The sequence below is a fragment of the Citrobacter sp. VF227 genome, assembly GCF_052950715.1.
In genome coordinates this window covers 106,023-123,583 of sequence record NZ_JBRFVF010000006.1, presented here as the reverse complement: position 1 = coordinate 123,583, position 17,561 = coordinate 106,023, and the positions used below count along the sequence as shown (strand labels likewise).

Genomic DNA, 17,561 nt, shown 5'->3' with positions numbered 1-17,561 from the left:
GATTGATTAAAATCTATAGAAAAGAAATCGAAAGATCAATAATCCAAAATGAAATAAAACGAAATTTGTGATCGTGAGAACGAAGGTTGCAGTTATCTTGTTGATATATAATGAAGAGATTGATTGCAACGTGGATCGGTATTTCCATAAGCGAAAGGAAAAGAAAGGCCTTGCGATCGAAGACCGCAGGCCAACACGAGACAAAATGAAAGGTCAAAGGGGGAGAGCCTGACCCTGAATCCAGATCTGTTGTAAATGCAGCCCGCTATTAAGCGCGATCGCGTCGGCACGTTTTCCCACTGCTAACGATCCCAGGTGGCGATCGATACCCAACAGACGTGCGGGGTGGAGAGAGGCCATATGAATGGCCTCTTCTGCCGTTACCCCGGTGAGCTCGACCATATTACGTACGGCAGCATCAACCGAGAGCGTGCTACCAGCCAGGCCACCGGAAGCGGTACGCACAACACCACTGCACATTTCCACTTCCTCGCCACAGAGCGTATAGCGCCCGTCTGGCATTCCTGCAGCCTGCATGGCATCGGTGATCAGCACCAGCCTGTCTTTGGCGCAACAGCAGCAGAGCTTCATGGCCGCTGGGTGGACATGGTGTCCGTCAGCGATAAGTTCCAGCCAGGCGCGAGGGTCGGTTAACCCTGCACCAACCATTCCTGGCTCCCGATGATGTAAGCCGGTCATACCGTTATAGCAGTGCACCAGTCCGTCAGCACCGGCGTCAAAGGCCGCGCGGGTTTGTTCCCAGGTAGCTGCGCTGTGTCCCAGCATCACCCGTACGTTGCGCTGCTTCAGATGTTCAATGGCCTGCAATGCACCGGGTTTTTCTGGTGCCAGCGCAACGACGCGCAATGTTTGCTGGGAAATCGCAATCAGTTCATCCAGTTCACTGAGTTCCAGTTCCCTGAAAAGCTCAGGCGGGTGCGCCCCTTTGTTCTGCGGGGTAAAGTACGGGCCTTCAAGATAACTGCCCAGCACCTGCGCGCCAGGTCCACCGAAATGGTAGCGATGCGCGATACGCTCCAACGCCTTGTGAATATCCGGTAGTGGAGCGGTGACGGTGGTGGGTAGCCAGTTGGCTACCCCTTCACGTGCTTTATGCATCGCCAGTTTGTTGAGCGTATCCGGTGCCTCATCCATCACATCGACGCCCGCACCGCCGTGCACGTGGATATCAATGTAAGCCGGACAAAGCAGCTCTGCATCGCGGGCCATAACGCCGGAGGGAATTGGCTCTATTTCTGCAATGATGCCGTCTTCAATGTGAATTTGATGATCGTCCAACCAGCCCCGTTCGGTCAGTAGACGTCTGGCGCGAAGTAGCTGTGTCATATCCCTTCCTCAACGGGCTTTTCCTCACGACAGCGTCCCAGTTCGTCCACCAGGCTAGTTAAACCACGATGCCCGCACTCCAGCGCTTGCAAGCGAAATTCTTCACTGCTCAGGCCATCGCGCTCCAGCACCATTTCCAGCAGTAGTTGCAGATTGGTGCCGGTGATCACCTCAGTGCCTTGCCTTTGCATAGCCAGCGTGGAAGCGACGCGAAACGGCGTTCCGCCTAACAGGTCTGTCAGAAACACGATGTCTTGCTGCGCATCCAGTTCACTCACCGCCTGTTCAAGCTGCGAGGTGAGTAAGGCGGTGGTTGAGGTTTCCGGAAAGTCGATGGCGATGAACTGTGATTGTTCACCCAGAATCTGTTTCATCGCTTTTTCCATTCCGCTGGCAAACCCGCCATGGCCCGTCAAAATAATACCTAACATCTACAACCCCTCGTATTTACAGGAAATGACAGAACTTGCCCACGACGCCGAGCACCACGGTAATGGCGATAAGGCGCAAAGGGCTCCAGCCACGACGGACCAGCCAGAACATGGTTAATGTGTAGATCAGCGGCAAAAAAGCAGGCATCAGCTTGTCTATAACATCCGTTTGCAGTTTCACAACCGCATCACCAGCCGTGATTTCCAGGGTAGTGCTCAGGCGAACATAGGTTGCAACCAGCGCGCCGATCACCGTCATCCCTACGATGGATGCCGCATGTCCAACCTTTTTGGTATTAGCTTTAATCAGCGGGATGGCAGCAACGCCCATTCGATAAGCATAGTGTGCTAAGCCAAAGCGCAGACCAAGATGAACCACGTTAAACATAACAATAAAGACAACTGCGCCAAGAATAGAGCCTTGCAGCGCCAGACTGGCCCCGATACCGCCGCAAATAGGCAATAACGTTAACCAGAACATGGCATCACCGATACCGCCAAGCGGCGCCCCGACGGCAATCTTAGTGCTTTGAATACTGTTCACATCCTGCTTCGAACGTTCCATCGCCAGGATAATCCCGATAACAAACGTGACCAGAAAAGGGTGCGTGTTGAAGAAGCCCATATGACCTGTCATCGAACGCGCCAGGTCGCGTTTATTGGTATGGATCTTTTTCAGTGCAGGTAACAAGCCGTACAACCATCCTGACGCCTGCATACGTTCGTAGTTAAAAGAGGCCTGTAACAACATTGAACGCCAGGCAACACGGTTGATATCTTTTTTTGTCAGCTCGGCACCGATATTCTGGTCTTCGTAGACGTTTTCGTTTGTGCCAGACTGCAGCGTTTCTTCGGTTTCGGAAACGTTCGGCAGAGTCGTTTGATTAGATGCCATCTTCGAATTCCTCTTTTTGTGCTGCAGGAGCTGTAGGTTCAGGTGATTTACGCAGAAAATCGATCAGCGCCATGGCTAGTGCAGCTGCGGCAATCGCTAGCACCGGGAGTTTGAGCCAGGCTGCTGCCACAAAACCCAGGATAAAGTAGGGGATATAGACGTTTTTCATCATGATTTTTAGCAGTACGGCGAAGCCGATAGCGGGCATGATGCCGCCTGCCACACCGAGGCCATCAATCAGACGAGCTGGCAGAACATCTATAGCGGTTTTGGCATGTTCCGCTCCAAAATAAATCGGCAGGAACGCGCATAAGAAGTAGAAGGTCCCCAGTGCGAGTAACGCCAGATAGTTGACCCGCTCAATCCCTGCGGTATCGGCATTCGCTGCCATGCGATCACACCGAGCCATCACCCCTGACATCACAGAGAACAGGAAGGTGATCCCCATCTGAACTGCTACGGCGAACGGTACCGCCACACCTACGGCAACTTCGGGTTTCACCCCGGTCGTTATGGCAAATGTGGTTCCTACTATGGTGCCGATAATCACGTTTGGCGGCTGAGCTCCAGCCAATGGAGCCAGACCCATCCACACCAGTTCCAGCGTCCCCCCTGTCAAAATACCGGTATGTAGATCGCCCAGAATCAAACCGACCAGCGGCCCGAGAACAACCGGGCGGTGCATATGCGTTAACCCGTTGAACATATCCAGCCCAGCAATAAAGGCGAGAATACCCAACGCAAAAGCCTGCAACAGACTGATTTCCATTGTGAATCCCTCAGAGAAGTTTATAGAGGTCCTGGGCGGGTTCTGTTGGAACGCCCTGAACGAAGCATTCCACCCCAGCGGCTTTTAGCCCGTTGAACGCCGTGATATCGGCAGCGTCTACAGAAACCGTTTTGGCGATTTGTTGCTTGCCGTTGGCGTAGTGCATATTGCCAACGTTGATGCGGTTAACAGGAACACCGCCTTCGACCAGACGGAAGAAATCCGCAGGTGATTTGCAGACCAGCAGAATTTTCTGGCGATCGGCGGCACGGTGAATATTGTCGATCACTTTTTGTAGCGACCAGAAGCGCACGGCGATCCCTTCTGCCAGTACCATTTCCATCAGGTTTTGCTGCACTGGGTCTTCAGCCACTTCATCATTGGCGACCAGCACCAGGTTTGCCCCCGCAAACCCAACCCATTGCACACCAACCTGACCGTGAATCAGACGTTCATCAATGCGACTTAATACAATGTTTGGCATGGTATTTTTTCTCTTTTTAGTTATGCGTTACACTCTGAAGCACCCTGGCAGGCGCAGTGATATTGCTGCAGTATGTCCTGAATATGGTTAATGATGAGTTCTCGCGGTGTGGCGCTGAGATCTCCCTCGCGCACTTTTACGTACTGCAAGGGTAAATATTGGCTAATCAGCGGCAGTGGAATAGCGTCATCCGCCAGGTTGCGCACCAGCCGTTCGAATGCCTCATCAATCTGGCTGTCTGGCCAGTAGTAACGAACCCGATCGGAGTAGCTATATCCGCGAGCCAAACGGCGTGCATTACCATCGCCGTGATAGTGGCTCTGCCAGTACTCTGGTCGATCAAGCATTACGCTTTCCAGCACATGTCGCAGGCCTGAACAGGCTTTTGCAGGCAGTAACTCTTCTTCAATCGCGGCCAGTGAAAACAGCGCTTCGCGCAGAGCGAAGGTCAACGCGGGTCCCACTTTCAGGATAGCGAAGTGATCTATCACAAGTTGGCGCAAAGACTGTGGTGTTTGGTAATCGGTAGAATGCGCTTCAAAAACCAGCGTGTCGTAGTCTTCCACCATTTTGCTGAGTGCCACGGCTTTCTGCGGTTGATAATCAATAATGTGCGTGTGATCGAATTCAACGCCAGGTTGCACTACCAGGGCGATGATACGCGGCCAGATACCTTCCAGACCGCGCTTTTCAAAGGCGTGATAGTGAGCCTGCAGCGTTGCGCGTGCGGCATCGGGGGTTGTTACCGCCAGGTCGGTTAACGTTTCGTGGGCGCCGCCTGGAACCGGCACTTCTGTGCCAATCACATAGACCAGATCCGACTCGCCAAAATGTGCCATACAGGTTTCTTCGGCTACTTTTGCCAGACGCGCGGCGCGTTCCGCGACGATGTCATCTGTCAGTGGAACCGGGTCGTTAGCACAAGACATACTGCAATCGAGGTGGATTTTTTTAAAACCTGCAGTGACATAGCTTTTGATCAGATCGTCAGCGTTGGCCATTGCCTGTTCTGCAGGTAGATTTTGCCAACGGTTTGGTCCGAGATGGTCTCCACCGAGAATAAGCATATCCTGAGAAAAATTAAGCGAGTCAGCTAAATGGCAGACAAAGCTGCGAAAATCCGCTGGTGTCATACCCGTATAGCCGCCAAACTGGTCAACCTGATTAGAGGTTGCTTCGATCAACAGCGGTGTATGGTTTGCATGGGCGTAGCGTATTGCTGCTTCCAGTACGATTGGATGCGCGGAACAAACGGCATAAATACCGTTTGCCTTCCCCCGTTTATGCTGCTCGACCATTTTAGTTAGATGTTTCACTTTCCTCTCCAGGTCAGATAACTTCGACATCAATCTTTCGTTTTGTTTCATTTAATACTGCATCATGGTGTTATAAAAATAAAACGAAAGATAATAGTTTTCCGATCTGTTTCACAAAAGAAACGCAATGAAAGGTTTCAGCGTAAGTTCGTCTGGCTCTTCCCTGCTTGCGGGGCTTGCATTCGCGTAAAAGAAAGGCGTTAATAGACAAAACGAAATAAAACGAAAGGTTCAACTAAAGGATTTCTTATGAGTAACACCGAGTCCTCTGCAGACAAGCGCGTTATTGGCACCAGCGAAAGACGTGAGCAGATCATCCAGCGGTTACGGCAGCAGGGAAGCGTTCAGGTTAACGATCTTTCCTTATTTTTTGGCGTCTCCACGGTCACTATTCGCAACGACCTCGCCTTTCTGGAAAAGCAGGGGATTGCGGTACGTGCCTATGGCGGAGCGCTAATATGCGAGAGCAATGCGCCTGTTGTGGAGCCTTCTGTTGAAGATAAGAGTTCACTTAATACTGCAGTAAAACGCAGTATTGCCAGAGCCGCCGCAGAGTTAATTCAACCGGGGCACCGCGTCATCCTTGACTCCGGCACCACGACCTATGAAATTGCCCGCCTGATGCGCCAGCATACCAACGTCATTGCCATGACCAACGGTATGAATGTCGCCAATGCGTTATTGGAAGCTGAAGGGGTTGAACTGCTGATGACCGGTGGCCATTTGCGTCGTCAGTCGCAATCGTTTTATGGCGATCAGGCTGAGCAATCGCTACAAAATTATCACTTCGACATGCTGTTCCTTGGCGTTGATGCGATTGATTTGGAGCGTGGTGTTAGCACGCATAACGAAGATGAAGCGCGTCTCAACCGCCGGATGTGTGAAGTGGCTGAGCGCATTATCGTCGTTACCGACTCGACGAAGTTTGACCGCTCCAGTCTGCATAAGATCATTGATACTCAAAGGATCCATACCATCATTGTTGATGAAGGCATCCCAGAGGAGAGCTTGCAGGAGTTACGCCGCAGCGGTGTTGAGGTGATCATTGTAGAGTAGTCCCACTCTAAAATTCAAAAATGTGATCCCACACAATTAAACAAAAATAAACCATAAGCGAGCTTTTTCAGAGGCTCGCTTTCGTTTTTTTGCAGACTTCCCGGCTCTTTCTGGCATCCCCCCATTTTTATCCTTTTCGTTTTTTCGTTTTTCTTTATTTCGATTTGTTAAAACGAAAGGAAATAATCGGTTTTGGTTAAATTAAACACTGAGTCTGTGCGCACAAATTCCCCTTATTGCTTCTGATGTAATATATTCAAAAGAAAACGAAAGTGCTAAAGCGCTAAAACAAAACAACATGAATATTTGATGGAGCAATAGAAATGCTGGATAACTTAAGACGTCGCGAGCAAATAATTGATTTGCTGTGCGATCAGGGGAGCGTTCGTGTCGAGCCACTGAGCGTCCATTTTGGTGTGTCATCGGTCACGATCCGCAACGACTTACGTTATCTGGAGCAGAAGGGATGCGTTATGCGCTCCTATGGTGGGGCGGTTCTCAATCAGCACTTTGCCCTTGATCGGCCTCTGCAGGATAAGGACCGGCTGAACCGCGATGTGAAATCGCGAATTGCCGAAAAAGCGGCCAGCTTTGTGAAAGATGGTGACACGTTAATACTCGATTCCGGATCGACCACTACCCTTATTCCTCCCATGTTAAAAAATCGCCGCGATCTGGTGGTGATGACCAATGCGCTTAACATTGCCTGGGAACTGGCGAATTTTGAGCGCGTAGATGTCATGATTCTTGGAGGGAATGTCAGGCAAAGCGTCTACTCATTGTATGGTCCTTCAGCAGAACACCAGCTCAGACAATATCGGTTTGATAAGCTTTTTTTAGGCGTTGACGGATTCTGTCTGGAAGCGGGGATTACCACGCCACATCCGGGAGAAGCGCATCTGAATCAGGTAATGTGTGAAGTTGCGCAGGAGGTCACGGTGGTCGCTGACTCCAGCAAGTTTGGCCGCAAAAGTTTCTGTATGATTAGCGAAATCAGCGGGATTGACCGGGTGATTACCGACAGCGGGATCCCAGAAAATTACCACCGGACGTTAATCCAGCTTGGGGTGGATGTGGTGATTGCGGATGAATAACTGAAATTGCTGGCGAGATTCCCCCGCCAGCAGTTTTTTAGTGGGTCTGCGTACCCTGTTCAACCAGCAGCAATGCGGCACCGCGAACCCCGCTGGATGCGCCATGGATGGCCGGGAATACGCGGGCAGGTTCTAATCCCGGGAACAAATAACGTGACATGGCCTGCGGCAGCAACGTATAAATTTCTTCGATGTTGGAAACCCCACCGCCGAGAACAAAAGCATCGACATCCAGAATCAACTGCAATTGCGCCAGCGTACAACCTAACATATCTATCCATGCTTCTACGGTGGTGACGGCGCTGGCATTGCCATGACGATAGCGCTCCAGCAATGTCTCCATTTTAAGCTGTTCACCACTGAAGTGTTTGTGGAGCCAGAGTAAACCGGGGCCAGATTGATAGCGTTCCAGGCACCCTTGTAAGCCACAGCCGCACTTCAGTTCCGGCAAGTGATAACGACGCATAAATGTTGCTGGAAGCGGTAAATGGCCAAACTCACTGGCCATTCTGTTGCGGCCCCGATACAGCTGACCGTCAATGACTAACCCTCCACCCATGCCGGTGCCAATAATGGCACCAAAAATTCTGGAGAACTGGCGAGCCTGCTGGGTATGGGCTTCCGAGAGTGCAAAACAGCAGCAGTCATTGTCCAGTTCAACCGAACGATTGAGGCGATGGGCCAGATCGTTCATCACCTGGCGTCCAGTCAAGCAAGGGACGTTAGATGACAGTAACTTTCCGGTATGTCTGTCCATAAGGCCGGGCATGCCGATGCCAATTTTTCCTTGCGTTCCTGTCGCCCAGTCGGCGGTATCAATAAGTGAAGTAAAGGTCGAAAGAAAGAGTTCATAATCCTGGACTGGCGTGGCGACGCGCTTGCGCCAGCAAACCTGCATTTCCTTATCAAAAGCGACAATTTCAGTTTTGGTTCCACCAATATCAACACCGTAAAACATGCCTCATCTCCTCCGGCTTCACAGCGTAACCAGACAGTTTTCCTTGCGAGCGCGCTCTGCGGCAAAGACCATTAAGTGGCTTTCCAGTGACTCATCTGGGCCGGAAAGGATCATATTTTGATCCTTAGCCATCACTGCGTGGATAAAGCGATCCATCAGGTAGTAATCGCCACCGCTATGCCCCCCCATCTGGGTTTGCGTCCCTGCGGCGATCTCCTCTATTTGATGTACTGTCTCTTTATCTGTCAGGAAATCAAACACACGGATCTGTTCGCCGTCACCTTCCAGATAACCTTTGGTACCAAAGAGACGTGTTTTTCGATCTTCCATTTTGGTAAACGCGGTCATGGTAAATGTCACTGTCTGTTGGTGGGCAAAACGTAAGTTAACAACCTGATGATCCACCACATCATTATCACAACGATAAACGCAACGACCATAAGGCCCATCGCGCAGCGCCTGGCGAACATTCTCTTCGTTGGGGTCTGCAGTCAGTACCCGACGGAAGTGTGGAGTGCATTTGTGGTTTTCACCCAGATAAATTTTGCAGGCTGACCAAGGGCAAGTTGCTTCAACCTGACAATCAAGGCAGCGATCGTTGGCGCCAGCAGGCTGATTCTCTTTCACAAAGTGACTCAGGCTGCCAAATGATCCCACGTCCTGGCAGTTGTCGCCCATGATGTAGCGGATCCAGTCCAAATCATGACAGGATTTCTGTAACAACATAAATGACGATTCTGCTTCATTGCGCCAGTTACCACGTACAAACGAGTGTGCCTGATGCCAGTAACCTACGGGTTCGAGATGCTGCATGCTGACAATATCGCCAATTACGCCATCATCAAGCAGCGATTTCAGCTTTTGCGTATAGCGGGTGTAGCGCAGAACGTGGGCGACCGCCAGTAATACGTTGTTGCGTTTGACCGCATCAATAATGATCCGGCAATCTTCTGGTGTAGGGGCGAGCGGTTTTTCCAGCAGAATGTGATAGCCGAGATTGGCAAACGCTACGGCTGGATCTTTGTGCATATTATCCTGGGTGCAAATAAGTACTACGTCGGCCATTTTGGGTTGGGCCGCAGCCTCTTGCCAGTCGCAAAATACGTTGTTTGGGGCAATCTTATGCTGTGCGACAAACTGCTTGCGATATGCCTCTCTGGGCTCAGCAACGCCTACCACCTGCATTCTGTCTGGATGTTCGAGCGCATAGCGAGAATATATTTCTCCGCGCGCACCAGCCCCTACCACTAATACGGTTACTTTATTCGCACACATATAAACCTCTCATTTTTCACTTAGCCTGAATAACGGTCAGGCCAAATTTTCTTCATGTTTTTTATCAAACAAAAAGGCGGCTTCCAGATTAAATTTCACTTTGATAGATTCGCCAGGAAGAGGGTTCCAGTCGGGGGTGGAGTTAATACGTAAGATCATATGTTGTTCACCAATATCAAAATGCAGAAGGTCTTCGTTGCCCATCCTTTCTACGTTGGTAATGTGCGCATCGAACGCAGAGACGTCATGCTGCGAGGCTAACTGAATGGCCTCTGACCGGATGCCGAACCAGACGCTGGAGTGCGGGTATTGCTCCAGTAGGTTACTCAAGCGTGTATTCAATGGCAGGATTAAATTATCAGCCAGGCGGAGGCCACGAGCGCCGGGTTCAATATCAAGCAGCAGGATATTCATTGCCGGATTGCCAATAAAACCAGCAACAAATTTATTCCTGGGATGATGGTAGATATTTCCTGGGGTATCCACCTGCATAATACGACCGCCATTAAGAACGCAAATTCTGTCTCCCATCGTCATCGCTTCAATCTGATCGTGCGTGACGTACACCATGGTTGCGCTCACGCCTTCGTGACGCAGTTGTCGATGCAGTTCTGTCAGCCGCACGCGCATTGAAACACGCAGCTTTGCATCCAGGTTGGAAAGCGGCTCATCAAATAAAAAAACGTCTGGCTTACGCACGATAGCCCTGCCAACGGCAACGCGCTGACATTGACCGCCCGAAAGTTGGCCGGGCTTTTTATCGAGTAATGTCTCTATTTCCAGCTTGTGTGCAGCTTCCCGTACGCGGATATCAATCTCTTCTTTGCTCATTTTCCCTAACAGACTGAATGCCATATTTTTATAAATCGTCATGTGGGGATAGAGGGCATAATTCTGGAAGACCATGGCAACGCCTCGCTCCTTTGGTAGCAGGTCGTTGACGCACTTCTCTCCGATTGCTATATGACCATGAGTGATATCTTCCAGACCTGCAATCATGCGCAGCAGCGTTGATTTGGCGCAGCCTGATGGCCCGACAAACACCATGAATTCGCCATCGTGGATTTCAAGATCAACGCCATGGATCGCCTGAAAGCCATTGGGATAGACTTTGCTTACTGCCTGTAATTGAATACCTGACATAACACTGCCCCTTATCCTTTAATTCCGGCACCAGCGATGCCGCGAATAAAATAGCGCTGGAAGAAGATATAAAGTAACAACATCGGGATAATCGCCAGCAATGCGCCCGCCATTAACATCGGATATTCCACGCCTGAGCGTCCGGAAAGCGAGGCTAACCCTACCGGTAATGTCATTTTATCCATGGAGGTATTAACGATCAGCGGCCACATTAAGTTATTCCAGCTCCACAATCCGTTAATAATGACGCAGGCAATCAGCCCTGGTTTAATTAATGGCAGCATAATTTTGAAGAAAATAGTCAGATGGTTATACCCATCCATAATGGCTGCCTCTTCCAGTTCTTTAGGTACTGACAGAAAAAACTGACGCAATAAAAAGGCGCTATATATGCTGAATAAACCCGGTAGCACCAGTCCAGGAATTGAGTTCAGCAAACCGATTTTTTCAACGGTTAAAAACTGTGGGATTAAAAAGATCTGACCGGGCACCATCAGAATTGAAATACACAGCATAAACAGGACATCTCGCCCTTTAAAACGCAGTCGGGAGAAACCGTACGCTGCCATTGCCGCAATCAGTGTCTGCAAAATGACGATGACCAGCGTGGAGACGATCGAGTTAAAGTAAAAGCTGCCAAAAGGCATTTCATGCAAGATTTTACCGTAAGCCTGAAACCCTGGGTTGGCAGGTAGCAGGATCGGCGGAAAGGCGATGCTTTCTGCCTGGGTTTTAAAAGAGGTGATGATCATCCAGATGAAGGGAACCACAGTTACTAGCGTCGCGAGGATCATCAAACCGTAAATTAGCCATTTTTCACGTTTAGTCATGAACATCGTGGTTGCCTCACTGTGCTTTAAGTCGTTTACCAATCCATATTTGCAGCAGCGTCAGGACCATCGTGATAACAAAAATCACCACCGCGATCGCTGAGGCATACCCTTTTTCATGGTAGATAAAGGCGTATTTATAGAAGAGATAGGCGATAGTCATCGTCTGATCGTCCACCATGGATGAACTGCCAAACAGCAGATAAACCACATCGAAAATTTGCAGCGTTTCGATAAAAGAGATCACCAGTACGAAAAACAGCGTGGGGATCATTAGCGGTAAGGTAATAGACCAGAATCCACGCAATTTGCTGATGCCATCCAGCGACATCGCTTCATAAATTTGTTTGGGGATCCCCTGCAATCCGGCGAGCAGAATGATCATCTTCAGCGCGATAGCCGACCAGATAATCACCAGTGAGGCGCTCAGCCGGACGACATCGGGATCGGATAACCACCCGATGGCTGGAAGATCGAAAAAGGCCAGGATCTGATTAATTAAGCCGAAGTTTCGGTTCATCAACCACTGCCAGACCATAGCAATGGCCGCAGGCATAGTGACAGCGGGCAGAAATAACAGCGTGCGAAACAACCACTGACCGCGAATCGCCTGATTCAGGCCAATTGCGAGCAGTAATGACAAAACGGTGATTATTGGTACGCAAATAAATACATAGGCCAGAGTGTTATATATTGCTGAACGAAACTCATCATCGCTGAATAAATTAATATAGTTATCTAAGCTGATCGTCGTCCAGATCTGAAACTCGCCAAGATCGGTGAAGCTATAGAAAACGTTCTGGAAGAACGGAGTAAAGTAGAAAACAATTAACCCCGCCAGTAATGGCAGAATCATTATCCATCCCCAGAAGCGTTCTTCTTTTTCCAGCTTGGTCAGGGACTTTTTTTGCGCCTCCCTGGTCGGTAATTGTGGGGATGCGGCTTCATCTGAATAACTCATACAGACTCCGGGATGCTCACTGTGCAACCAAAATATATTGCGCGGGCGAAAGCGAGAGGGAGCATGGCTCCCTCAGGATTATTTCTGCATTTCTCGTTCAACGCGTTTAGCAACACCAGGCATTACTTTCTCTGGGTCAGTACCCGTCCACACTTTTTTCAAGCCATCATTCAGGATGCTATTCCACTTGGCGGTATTAGAGCCAGCGGTTGGATATTTATGTGAGAAAGCTAACGAATCGATATAGGCTGAAACATCAATATCCTTAAAGCCTTCAGCCCACTCTTTGGCCACTTTTTGATTGGCGGGGATCACGACTTTTCCCGTAGCCAGCGTCTGCTGCGCATGCTCAGAGCTCATGAATTCAATGAACTTCCACGCCGCATCTTTATGCTGACTTTTGGCTGACATAGCAAATGCCAGACTATGGGATACACCTGCCTGCTCTGCCATTTTAGGCATTGGCACTACGCCGACGTGATCTTTAATCAGTTCGTTTTGAGAGAAAGGTAGTGCCCACCATGACCCAGCGTAGACCATGGCCACTCGATTTGACTGGAAGACATCTGAGGCTTCCATCTCGCCTGGGGGTTGGATCAGTCCTGCGTTCAGCATGCCTTGAACATCGCGATAGACGGCGATAGCTTTGTCATTGGCAACATCCGTTTTGCTCCCCGGTAGGACAATCTTATCTCCGGCCTGTAATAGCAGGTTAAAGTAACTATCCTGTCCGCTGCTGAATTCCATTGCCAGTGGATAAGACTGTTTATCCAGCCCTTTACGTAACTGCTCTGATTTTTGTTTTAGATCGTCCCACGTCCAGTTTTTATCGGGATAACTCACACCAGCCTGATCGAACATTTTTTTGTTGTACCAGACGGCAATTGCATCAATATCTCTTGGGATAGCGTATTGCTGCGACTGATATTGGTAGGCATCGACTGAGCTTTTAACAAAATCATCCAGTTTCGGCACTGATTTATCTTTCAGATAATTACTCAGTGGTTCCAGCATGCCATTTTTCACATATTGCTGGAAATTAGGCATGTTCATCCAGAATACATCCGGTGCTACATTTCCACCGACTGCCGAACTGAGTTTGATAAAATATTGGTCATAAGGCGTTAGTTCAATTTCGATCTTAATACCAGGATTGTCTTTTTCAAATTCTTTAACGAGCTGTTGTTCGCCAGGGAGTTGATTGCGGTCCCATAATGTGTAGCGTAATTTAACAGGCTTTGCTTCCGACTGGCCTTCAGCACTCGCGACGACAGGTGTTGCCAGTAAACAGGAAATAAGACAGGCCAATGCGACGTTATTTTTATTCAGGGTATACATAACTTCCCTCTTTATTCAGGTCAGAATGCTAATGAGGTAAATTACAGGAACCTATGAATAATCTGTTTAACATCGGAGAAAGTCAAAGCAGTAAAAAAGAGAGGTTTATCGCATTAAAACAAGATTGTCTTTCGGTGGGTTTCTCTTTTATCAAAACGAAAATATAACGTAAAACAATGTTGATATTATTTCTTTTTATTTCATATTGTTAGCTTCATTTTTCAGGTTTGAAACGAAAAAAACAGGCGTTAAAAAAAACCTCTAAAAATGCGAACATTATCACTTTATCTGTTTAGGCATCGACATAAAAAACGGGGATAAATCCCCGTTTTTTCTTTGGCTTTCGTTTCGATAATCAGGTCACTGGCGCCGGGTTAAACACCGCCAGCTGGTTATGCAGCCCCCACTGATCTGAGAAGGTTTTCTTACGTCCGCTGGCGACGTCGAGAATAAACTCGAACAGTTTCAGACCCACATCTTCAATCGTTTCTTCTCCGGTGGCGATGGTGCCTGCGTTGATATCCATCAGGTCAAACCAACGATTGGCCAACTCGGTTCGCGTCGCCATTTTTATCACCGGCACGGCCATCAGGCCATACGGTGTACCGCGACCGGTGGTAAAGACTTGTACTGTGATCCCGGAAGCAACCTGTTGCGTACCGCAGACAAAATCGCTGGCGGGGGTGGCAGCGTAAATCAGGCCACGTTTGGTTGGACGCTGGCCCGGCGACAAGACTTCGACAATCGCGCTCTTGCCCGACTTCGCAATAGAACCCAGCGCTTTTTCCACCACGTTTGCCAGACCACCTTTCTTGTTACCTGGAGAAGGGTTAGCGCTGCGGTCCGTTTTGCCCATGTCCAGGTAGTTGTCGTACCAGGCCATCTCCTCGAGCAGGCGTTTACCCACACCTTCGTTAATCGCACGTGGAGTCAGAAGGTGGATGGCATCGCGTACTTCGGTAACTTCAGAGAACATCACGGTGGCGCCACAGCGTACTAACAGGTCGGAGGCATAGCCTACAGCCGGGTTGGCCGTTACGCCGGAAAACGCATCGCTGCCGCCGCACTGCATGCCGACCACCAGTTCTGATGCCGGGCAGGTTTCACGCTGGCGCTGATTGAGCTTTGCCAGATGGCGTTCGGCCACCTGCAAAATATCGGCAACCATCGATTGAAAGCCGACGTGTTTTTCATCCTGCAGGCTGACGATGCTGGCGCTGTCGACCGGAATGCTTTTTACATCGTGCGTGCCTTCCAGCAGGCGCTCTGGCTGCAGTTTTTCACAGCCGAGGCCAATGACCATTACCTCACCGCCAAAGTTCGGGTTTAGCGCAATATTGTGAATAGTTCGAATGGGCACGATGGCGGCTGGAGCGTTAATCGCCACGCCGCAGCCGTACAGATGATTGAGCCCGACTACGCCGTCGACATTCGGATATTTGGGCAGCAGGTCGCGCTCAATGATTTTCACTACATAGTCCACCACGCCCGCCACGCAGTGCACGCTGGTGGAGATGCCGAGCAGATTCTTGGTGCCAACGCTACCGTCAGCATTGCGGTAGCCTTCGAAGGTATAACCCTCGAGAGGCGGCAGAGGCTCAGGCACTTTGGTTGCCAGCGGCAGCGTCTCCAGCGGCGGGGCCTTGGGCAGCTCAACCATTGATTCATCAATCCAGCTGCCACGGGGGATATCGCGAACGGCATAGCCTATCACTTCGCCATAACGCACGATTTCGCCGTGAACTGGAATATCCACGAGCGCCACTTTATGACCCTGGGGAATATGTTCAATTAGCTCCAGTCCGTCCGGAAAACGTGTCCCGGCTTTCAGACCATTGTCATTGACAATAATCGCCACATTATCTGTGTTGTGAACTTTAATATAAAACGCCGTTGGCGATTCTTGTCTAATTTCGATGTCGGCCATTGTCCAGTATTCTCCAACAAGTGGTGATAATAGTGTAGATATTTATATTTTGAATCTCATTGTCAGTAATAAAGATTCGGTATCGTGAAATAAGAATGCCAGGAGTTTATCGCGAAGAATGTGACAATGATCACTTAAACTCAGCAAGGCCGTCCCACCAGGGGTAGCAATACGTAAATGTGTGGATTAGCGCCCATGCATGTGTGCATATGCCCAAAACATTATTTTAATAACTCGCGTTTAATGAGCGCTTGCACAATGATTAACGTTGGGCTGCTGATTATACTAAATCACGGTTTTATAGCGTCTGATAAATAATTATACGTTTTTATTATCGGTAATTTATCATCAGGGATATTTGCCAAATAATAATAAAAACTTTATGTACCCGAGGTAATTAGAATGATACTGGATACAGTTGTCGAGAAAAAGAAAGGTACGCACACCCGTTACTTAATATTACTAATCATATTTATTGTTACCGCCGTTAACTATGCGGACCGTGCGACGCTGTCTATTGCCGGCACGGAAGTGGCGAAAGAGTTGCAGCTCAGTGCCATCTCAATGGGTTACATTTTCTCCGCCTTCGGTTGGGCTTACCTGTTGATGCAAATCCCTGGCGGTTGGCTGCTGGATAAGTTCGGTTCGAAGAAAGTCTACACCTACAGTCTGTTCTTCTGGTCGCTGTTTACCTTTCTGCAGGGTTTTGTAGACATGTTCCCGCTGGCCTGGGCGGGTATTTCAATGTTCATCATGCGCTTTATGCTGGGCTTCTCAGAAGCGCCGTCCTTCCCAGCGAACGCCCGTATTGTGGCGGCCTGGTTCCCGACGAAAGAGCGCGGTACGGCATCCGCGATTTTTAACTCCGCACAATATTTCTCCCTGGCGCTGTTTTCGCCGCTGCTGGGCTGGCTGACCTTTGCCTGGGGCTGGGAGCACGTCTTTACCGTGATGGGCGTTATCGGTTTTGTGCTCACTGGCCTGTGGGTAAAGTTTATCCATAACCCAACCGATCACCCGCGTATGTCGCAAGAAGAGCTGAAGTTTATCTCTGAAAACGGTGCGGTCGTGGATATGGACCATAAAAAGCCCGGCGATGTGAAATCAGGTGGCCCTAAACTGCATTATATCAAGCAGTTGCTGACAAATCGTATGATGCTTGGCGTGTTCTTTGGTCAGTATTTTATTAACACCATTACCTGGTTTTTCCTCACCTGGTTCCCGATTTACCTGGTACAGGAAAAAGGCATGTCGATCCTGAAAGTGGGGCTGGTGGCGTCGATTCCAGCGCTGTGCGGATTTGCCGGGGGCGTGCTCGGCGGTGTGTTCTCTGATTATCTGATTAAACGTGGCTTCAGCATCACTCTGGCACGTAAGCTGCCGATTGTGCTCGGAATGTTGCTCGCGTCGACCATTATTCTGTGTAACTACACCGATAACACCACTCTGGTGGTTGCGCTGATGGCGCTTGCGTTCTTCGGCAAAGGCTTCGGCGCGCTGGGTTGGCCGGTGATTTCCGATACCGCGCCGAAAGAAATCGTCGGTCTGTGCGGTGGGGTATTTAACGTATTTGGCAACGTAGCCTCTATCGTCACCCCGCTGGTGATTGGTTATCTGGTGAGCGAGCTGCACTCATTTAATGCTGCGCTGATGTTTGTAGGGTGTTCGGCGCTGATGGCAATGGTTTGCTACCTGTTTATTGTCGGTGACATTAAACGTATGGAATTGCAGAAATAA

General features: G+C 49.6%; 16 protein-coding genes. 3 read left to right on the top strand and 13 right to left on the bottom strand.

What is annotated here, in order from left to right:
- Positions 1-213 precede the first annotated feature (213 nt).
- The 6 genes from nagA to kbaZ are packed head-to-tail and all read right to left on the bottom strand — an operon-like array spanning position 214 to position 5,272.
- Complete coding sequence (gene nagA, locus ACU8YC_RS18320; RefSeq protein ID WP_187260116.1) at positions 214-1,347, bottom strand: N-acetylglucosamine-6-phosphate deacetylase; 1,134 nt, start codon at positions 1,345-1,347, stop codon at positions 214-216.
- The gene (gene agaF, locus ACU8YC_RS18315) at positions 1,344-1,778 is read right to left on the bottom strand and encodes a PTS galactosamine/N-acetylgalactosamine transporter subunit IIA (protein WP_151217838.1); all 435 of its coding nucleotides are present in this window, start codon (positions 1,776-1,778) and stop codon (positions 1,344-1,346) included. The genes nagA and agaF overlap by 4 nt, the downstream gene beginning before the upstream one ends.
- A 16-nt stretch (positions 1,779-1,794) precedes the next feature.
- Complete coding sequence (gene agaE, locus ACU8YC_RS18310) at positions 1,795-2,673, bottom strand: PTS N-acetylgalactosamine transporter subunit IID (RefSeq protein ID WP_446895634.1); 879 nt, start codon at positions 2,671-2,673, stop codon at positions 1,795-1,797.
- A complete protein-coding gene (agaW, locus tag ACU8YC_RS18305; protein WP_151217837.1) occupies positions 2,663-3,442 on the bottom strand; it encodes a PTS N-acetylgalactosamine transporter subunit IIC in 780 nt (259 codons plus the stop codon). The genes agaE and agaW overlap by 11 nt, the downstream gene beginning before the upstream one ends.
- Before the next feature lie 10 nt (positions 3,443-3,452).
- Positions 3,453-3,926, bottom strand: a complete 474-nt coding sequence (gene agaV, locus ACU8YC_RS18300) for a PTS N-acetylgalactosamine transporter subunit IIB (protein ID WP_003024925.1) — start codon at positions 3,924-3,926, stop codon at positions 3,453-3,455.
- A gap of 20 nt (positions 3,927-3,946) precedes the next feature.
- Positions 3,947-5,272 carry a tagatose-bisphosphate aldolase subunit KbaZ gene (gene kbaZ / locus ACU8YC_RS18295; RefSeq protein WP_446895633.1) on the bottom strand — a complete coding sequence of 442 codons (1,326 nt, stop codon included), beginning with the start codon at positions 5,270-5,272 and terminating at the stop codon, positions 3,947-3,949.
- A 219-nt stretch (positions 5,273-5,491) separates the two neighbouring features.
- Here kbaZ and ACU8YC_RS18290 point away from each other — a divergent pair, with 219 nt between their 5' ends.
- Both ACU8YC_RS18290 and agaR read left to right on the top strand, forming a co-directional pair.
- Positions 5,492-6,298, top strand: coding sequence for a DeoR family transcriptional regulator (locus ACU8YC_RS18290; RefSeq protein WP_187253315.1), 807 nt, complete (start codon positions 5,492-5,494; stop codon positions 6,296-6,298).
- Positions 6,299-6,621: 323 nt separating this feature from the next.
- Positions 6,622-7,392, top strand: a complete 771-nt coding sequence (gene agaR / locus ACU8YC_RS18285; protein WP_151217835.1) for a transcriptional repressor AgaR — start codon at positions 6,622-6,624, stop codon at positions 7,390-7,392.
- 37 nt (positions 7,393-7,429) lie between these two features.
- Here agaR and ACU8YC_RS18280 read toward each other — a convergent pair whose 3' ends face one another.
- The 7 genes from ACU8YC_RS18280 to garD form a co-directional block, all read right to left on the bottom strand.
- Positions 7,430-8,350 carry an ROK family protein gene (locus tag ACU8YC_RS18280; protein ID WP_187253314.1) on the bottom strand — a complete coding sequence of 307 codons (921 nt, stop codon included), beginning with the start codon at positions 8,348-8,350 and terminating at the stop codon, positions 7,430-7,432.
- Between the two features lie 18 nt (positions 8,351-8,368).
- Positions 8,369-9,625, bottom strand: coding sequence for a Gfo/Idh/MocA family protein (locus ACU8YC_RS18275; protein ID WP_252838722.1), 1,257 nt, complete (start codon positions 9,623-9,625; stop codon positions 8,369-8,371).
- Positions 9,626-9,661: 36 nt separating this feature from the next.
- Positions 9,662-10,768, bottom strand: coding sequence for an ABC transporter ATP-binding protein (locus ACU8YC_RS18270; protein ID WP_187253312.1), 1,107 nt, complete (start codon positions 10,766-10,768; stop codon positions 9,662-9,664).
- An 11-nt stretch (positions 10,769-10,779) separates the two neighbouring features.
- On the bottom strand, positions 10,780-11,604 hold the full coding sequence (locus ACU8YC_RS18265; RefSeq protein WP_003024907.1) for a carbohydrate ABC transporter permease: 825 nt from the start codon (positions 11,602-11,604) through the stop codon (positions 10,780-10,782).
- Positions 11,605-11,614: 10 nt separating this feature from the next.
- A complete protein-coding gene (locus ACU8YC_RS18260; protein ID WP_187253311.1) occupies positions 11,615-12,559 on the bottom strand; it encodes a carbohydrate ABC transporter permease in 945 nt (314 codons plus the stop codon).
- Between the two features lie 78 nt (positions 12,560-12,637).
- On the bottom strand, positions 12,638-13,897 hold the full coding sequence (locus ACU8YC_RS18255; protein WP_446895632.1) for an ABC transporter substrate-binding protein: 1,260 nt from the start codon (positions 13,895-13,897) through the stop codon (positions 12,638-12,640).
- Positions 13,898-14,252: 355 nt separating this feature from the next.
- The gene (gene garD / locus ACU8YC_RS18250; protein WP_446895631.1) at positions 14,253-15,824 is read right to left on the bottom strand and encodes a galactarate dehydratase; all 1,572 of its coding nucleotides are present in this window, start codon (positions 15,822-15,824) and stop codon (positions 14,253-14,255) included.
- A 402-nt stretch (positions 15,825-16,226) separates the two neighbouring features.
- Here garD and garP point away from each other — a divergent pair, with 402 nt between their 5' ends.
- Complete coding sequence (garP, locus tag ACU8YC_RS18245; protein ID WP_003024898.1) at positions 16,227-17,561, top strand: galactarate/glucarate/glycerate transporter GarP; 1,335 nt, start codon at positions 16,227-16,229, stop codon at positions 17,559-17,561.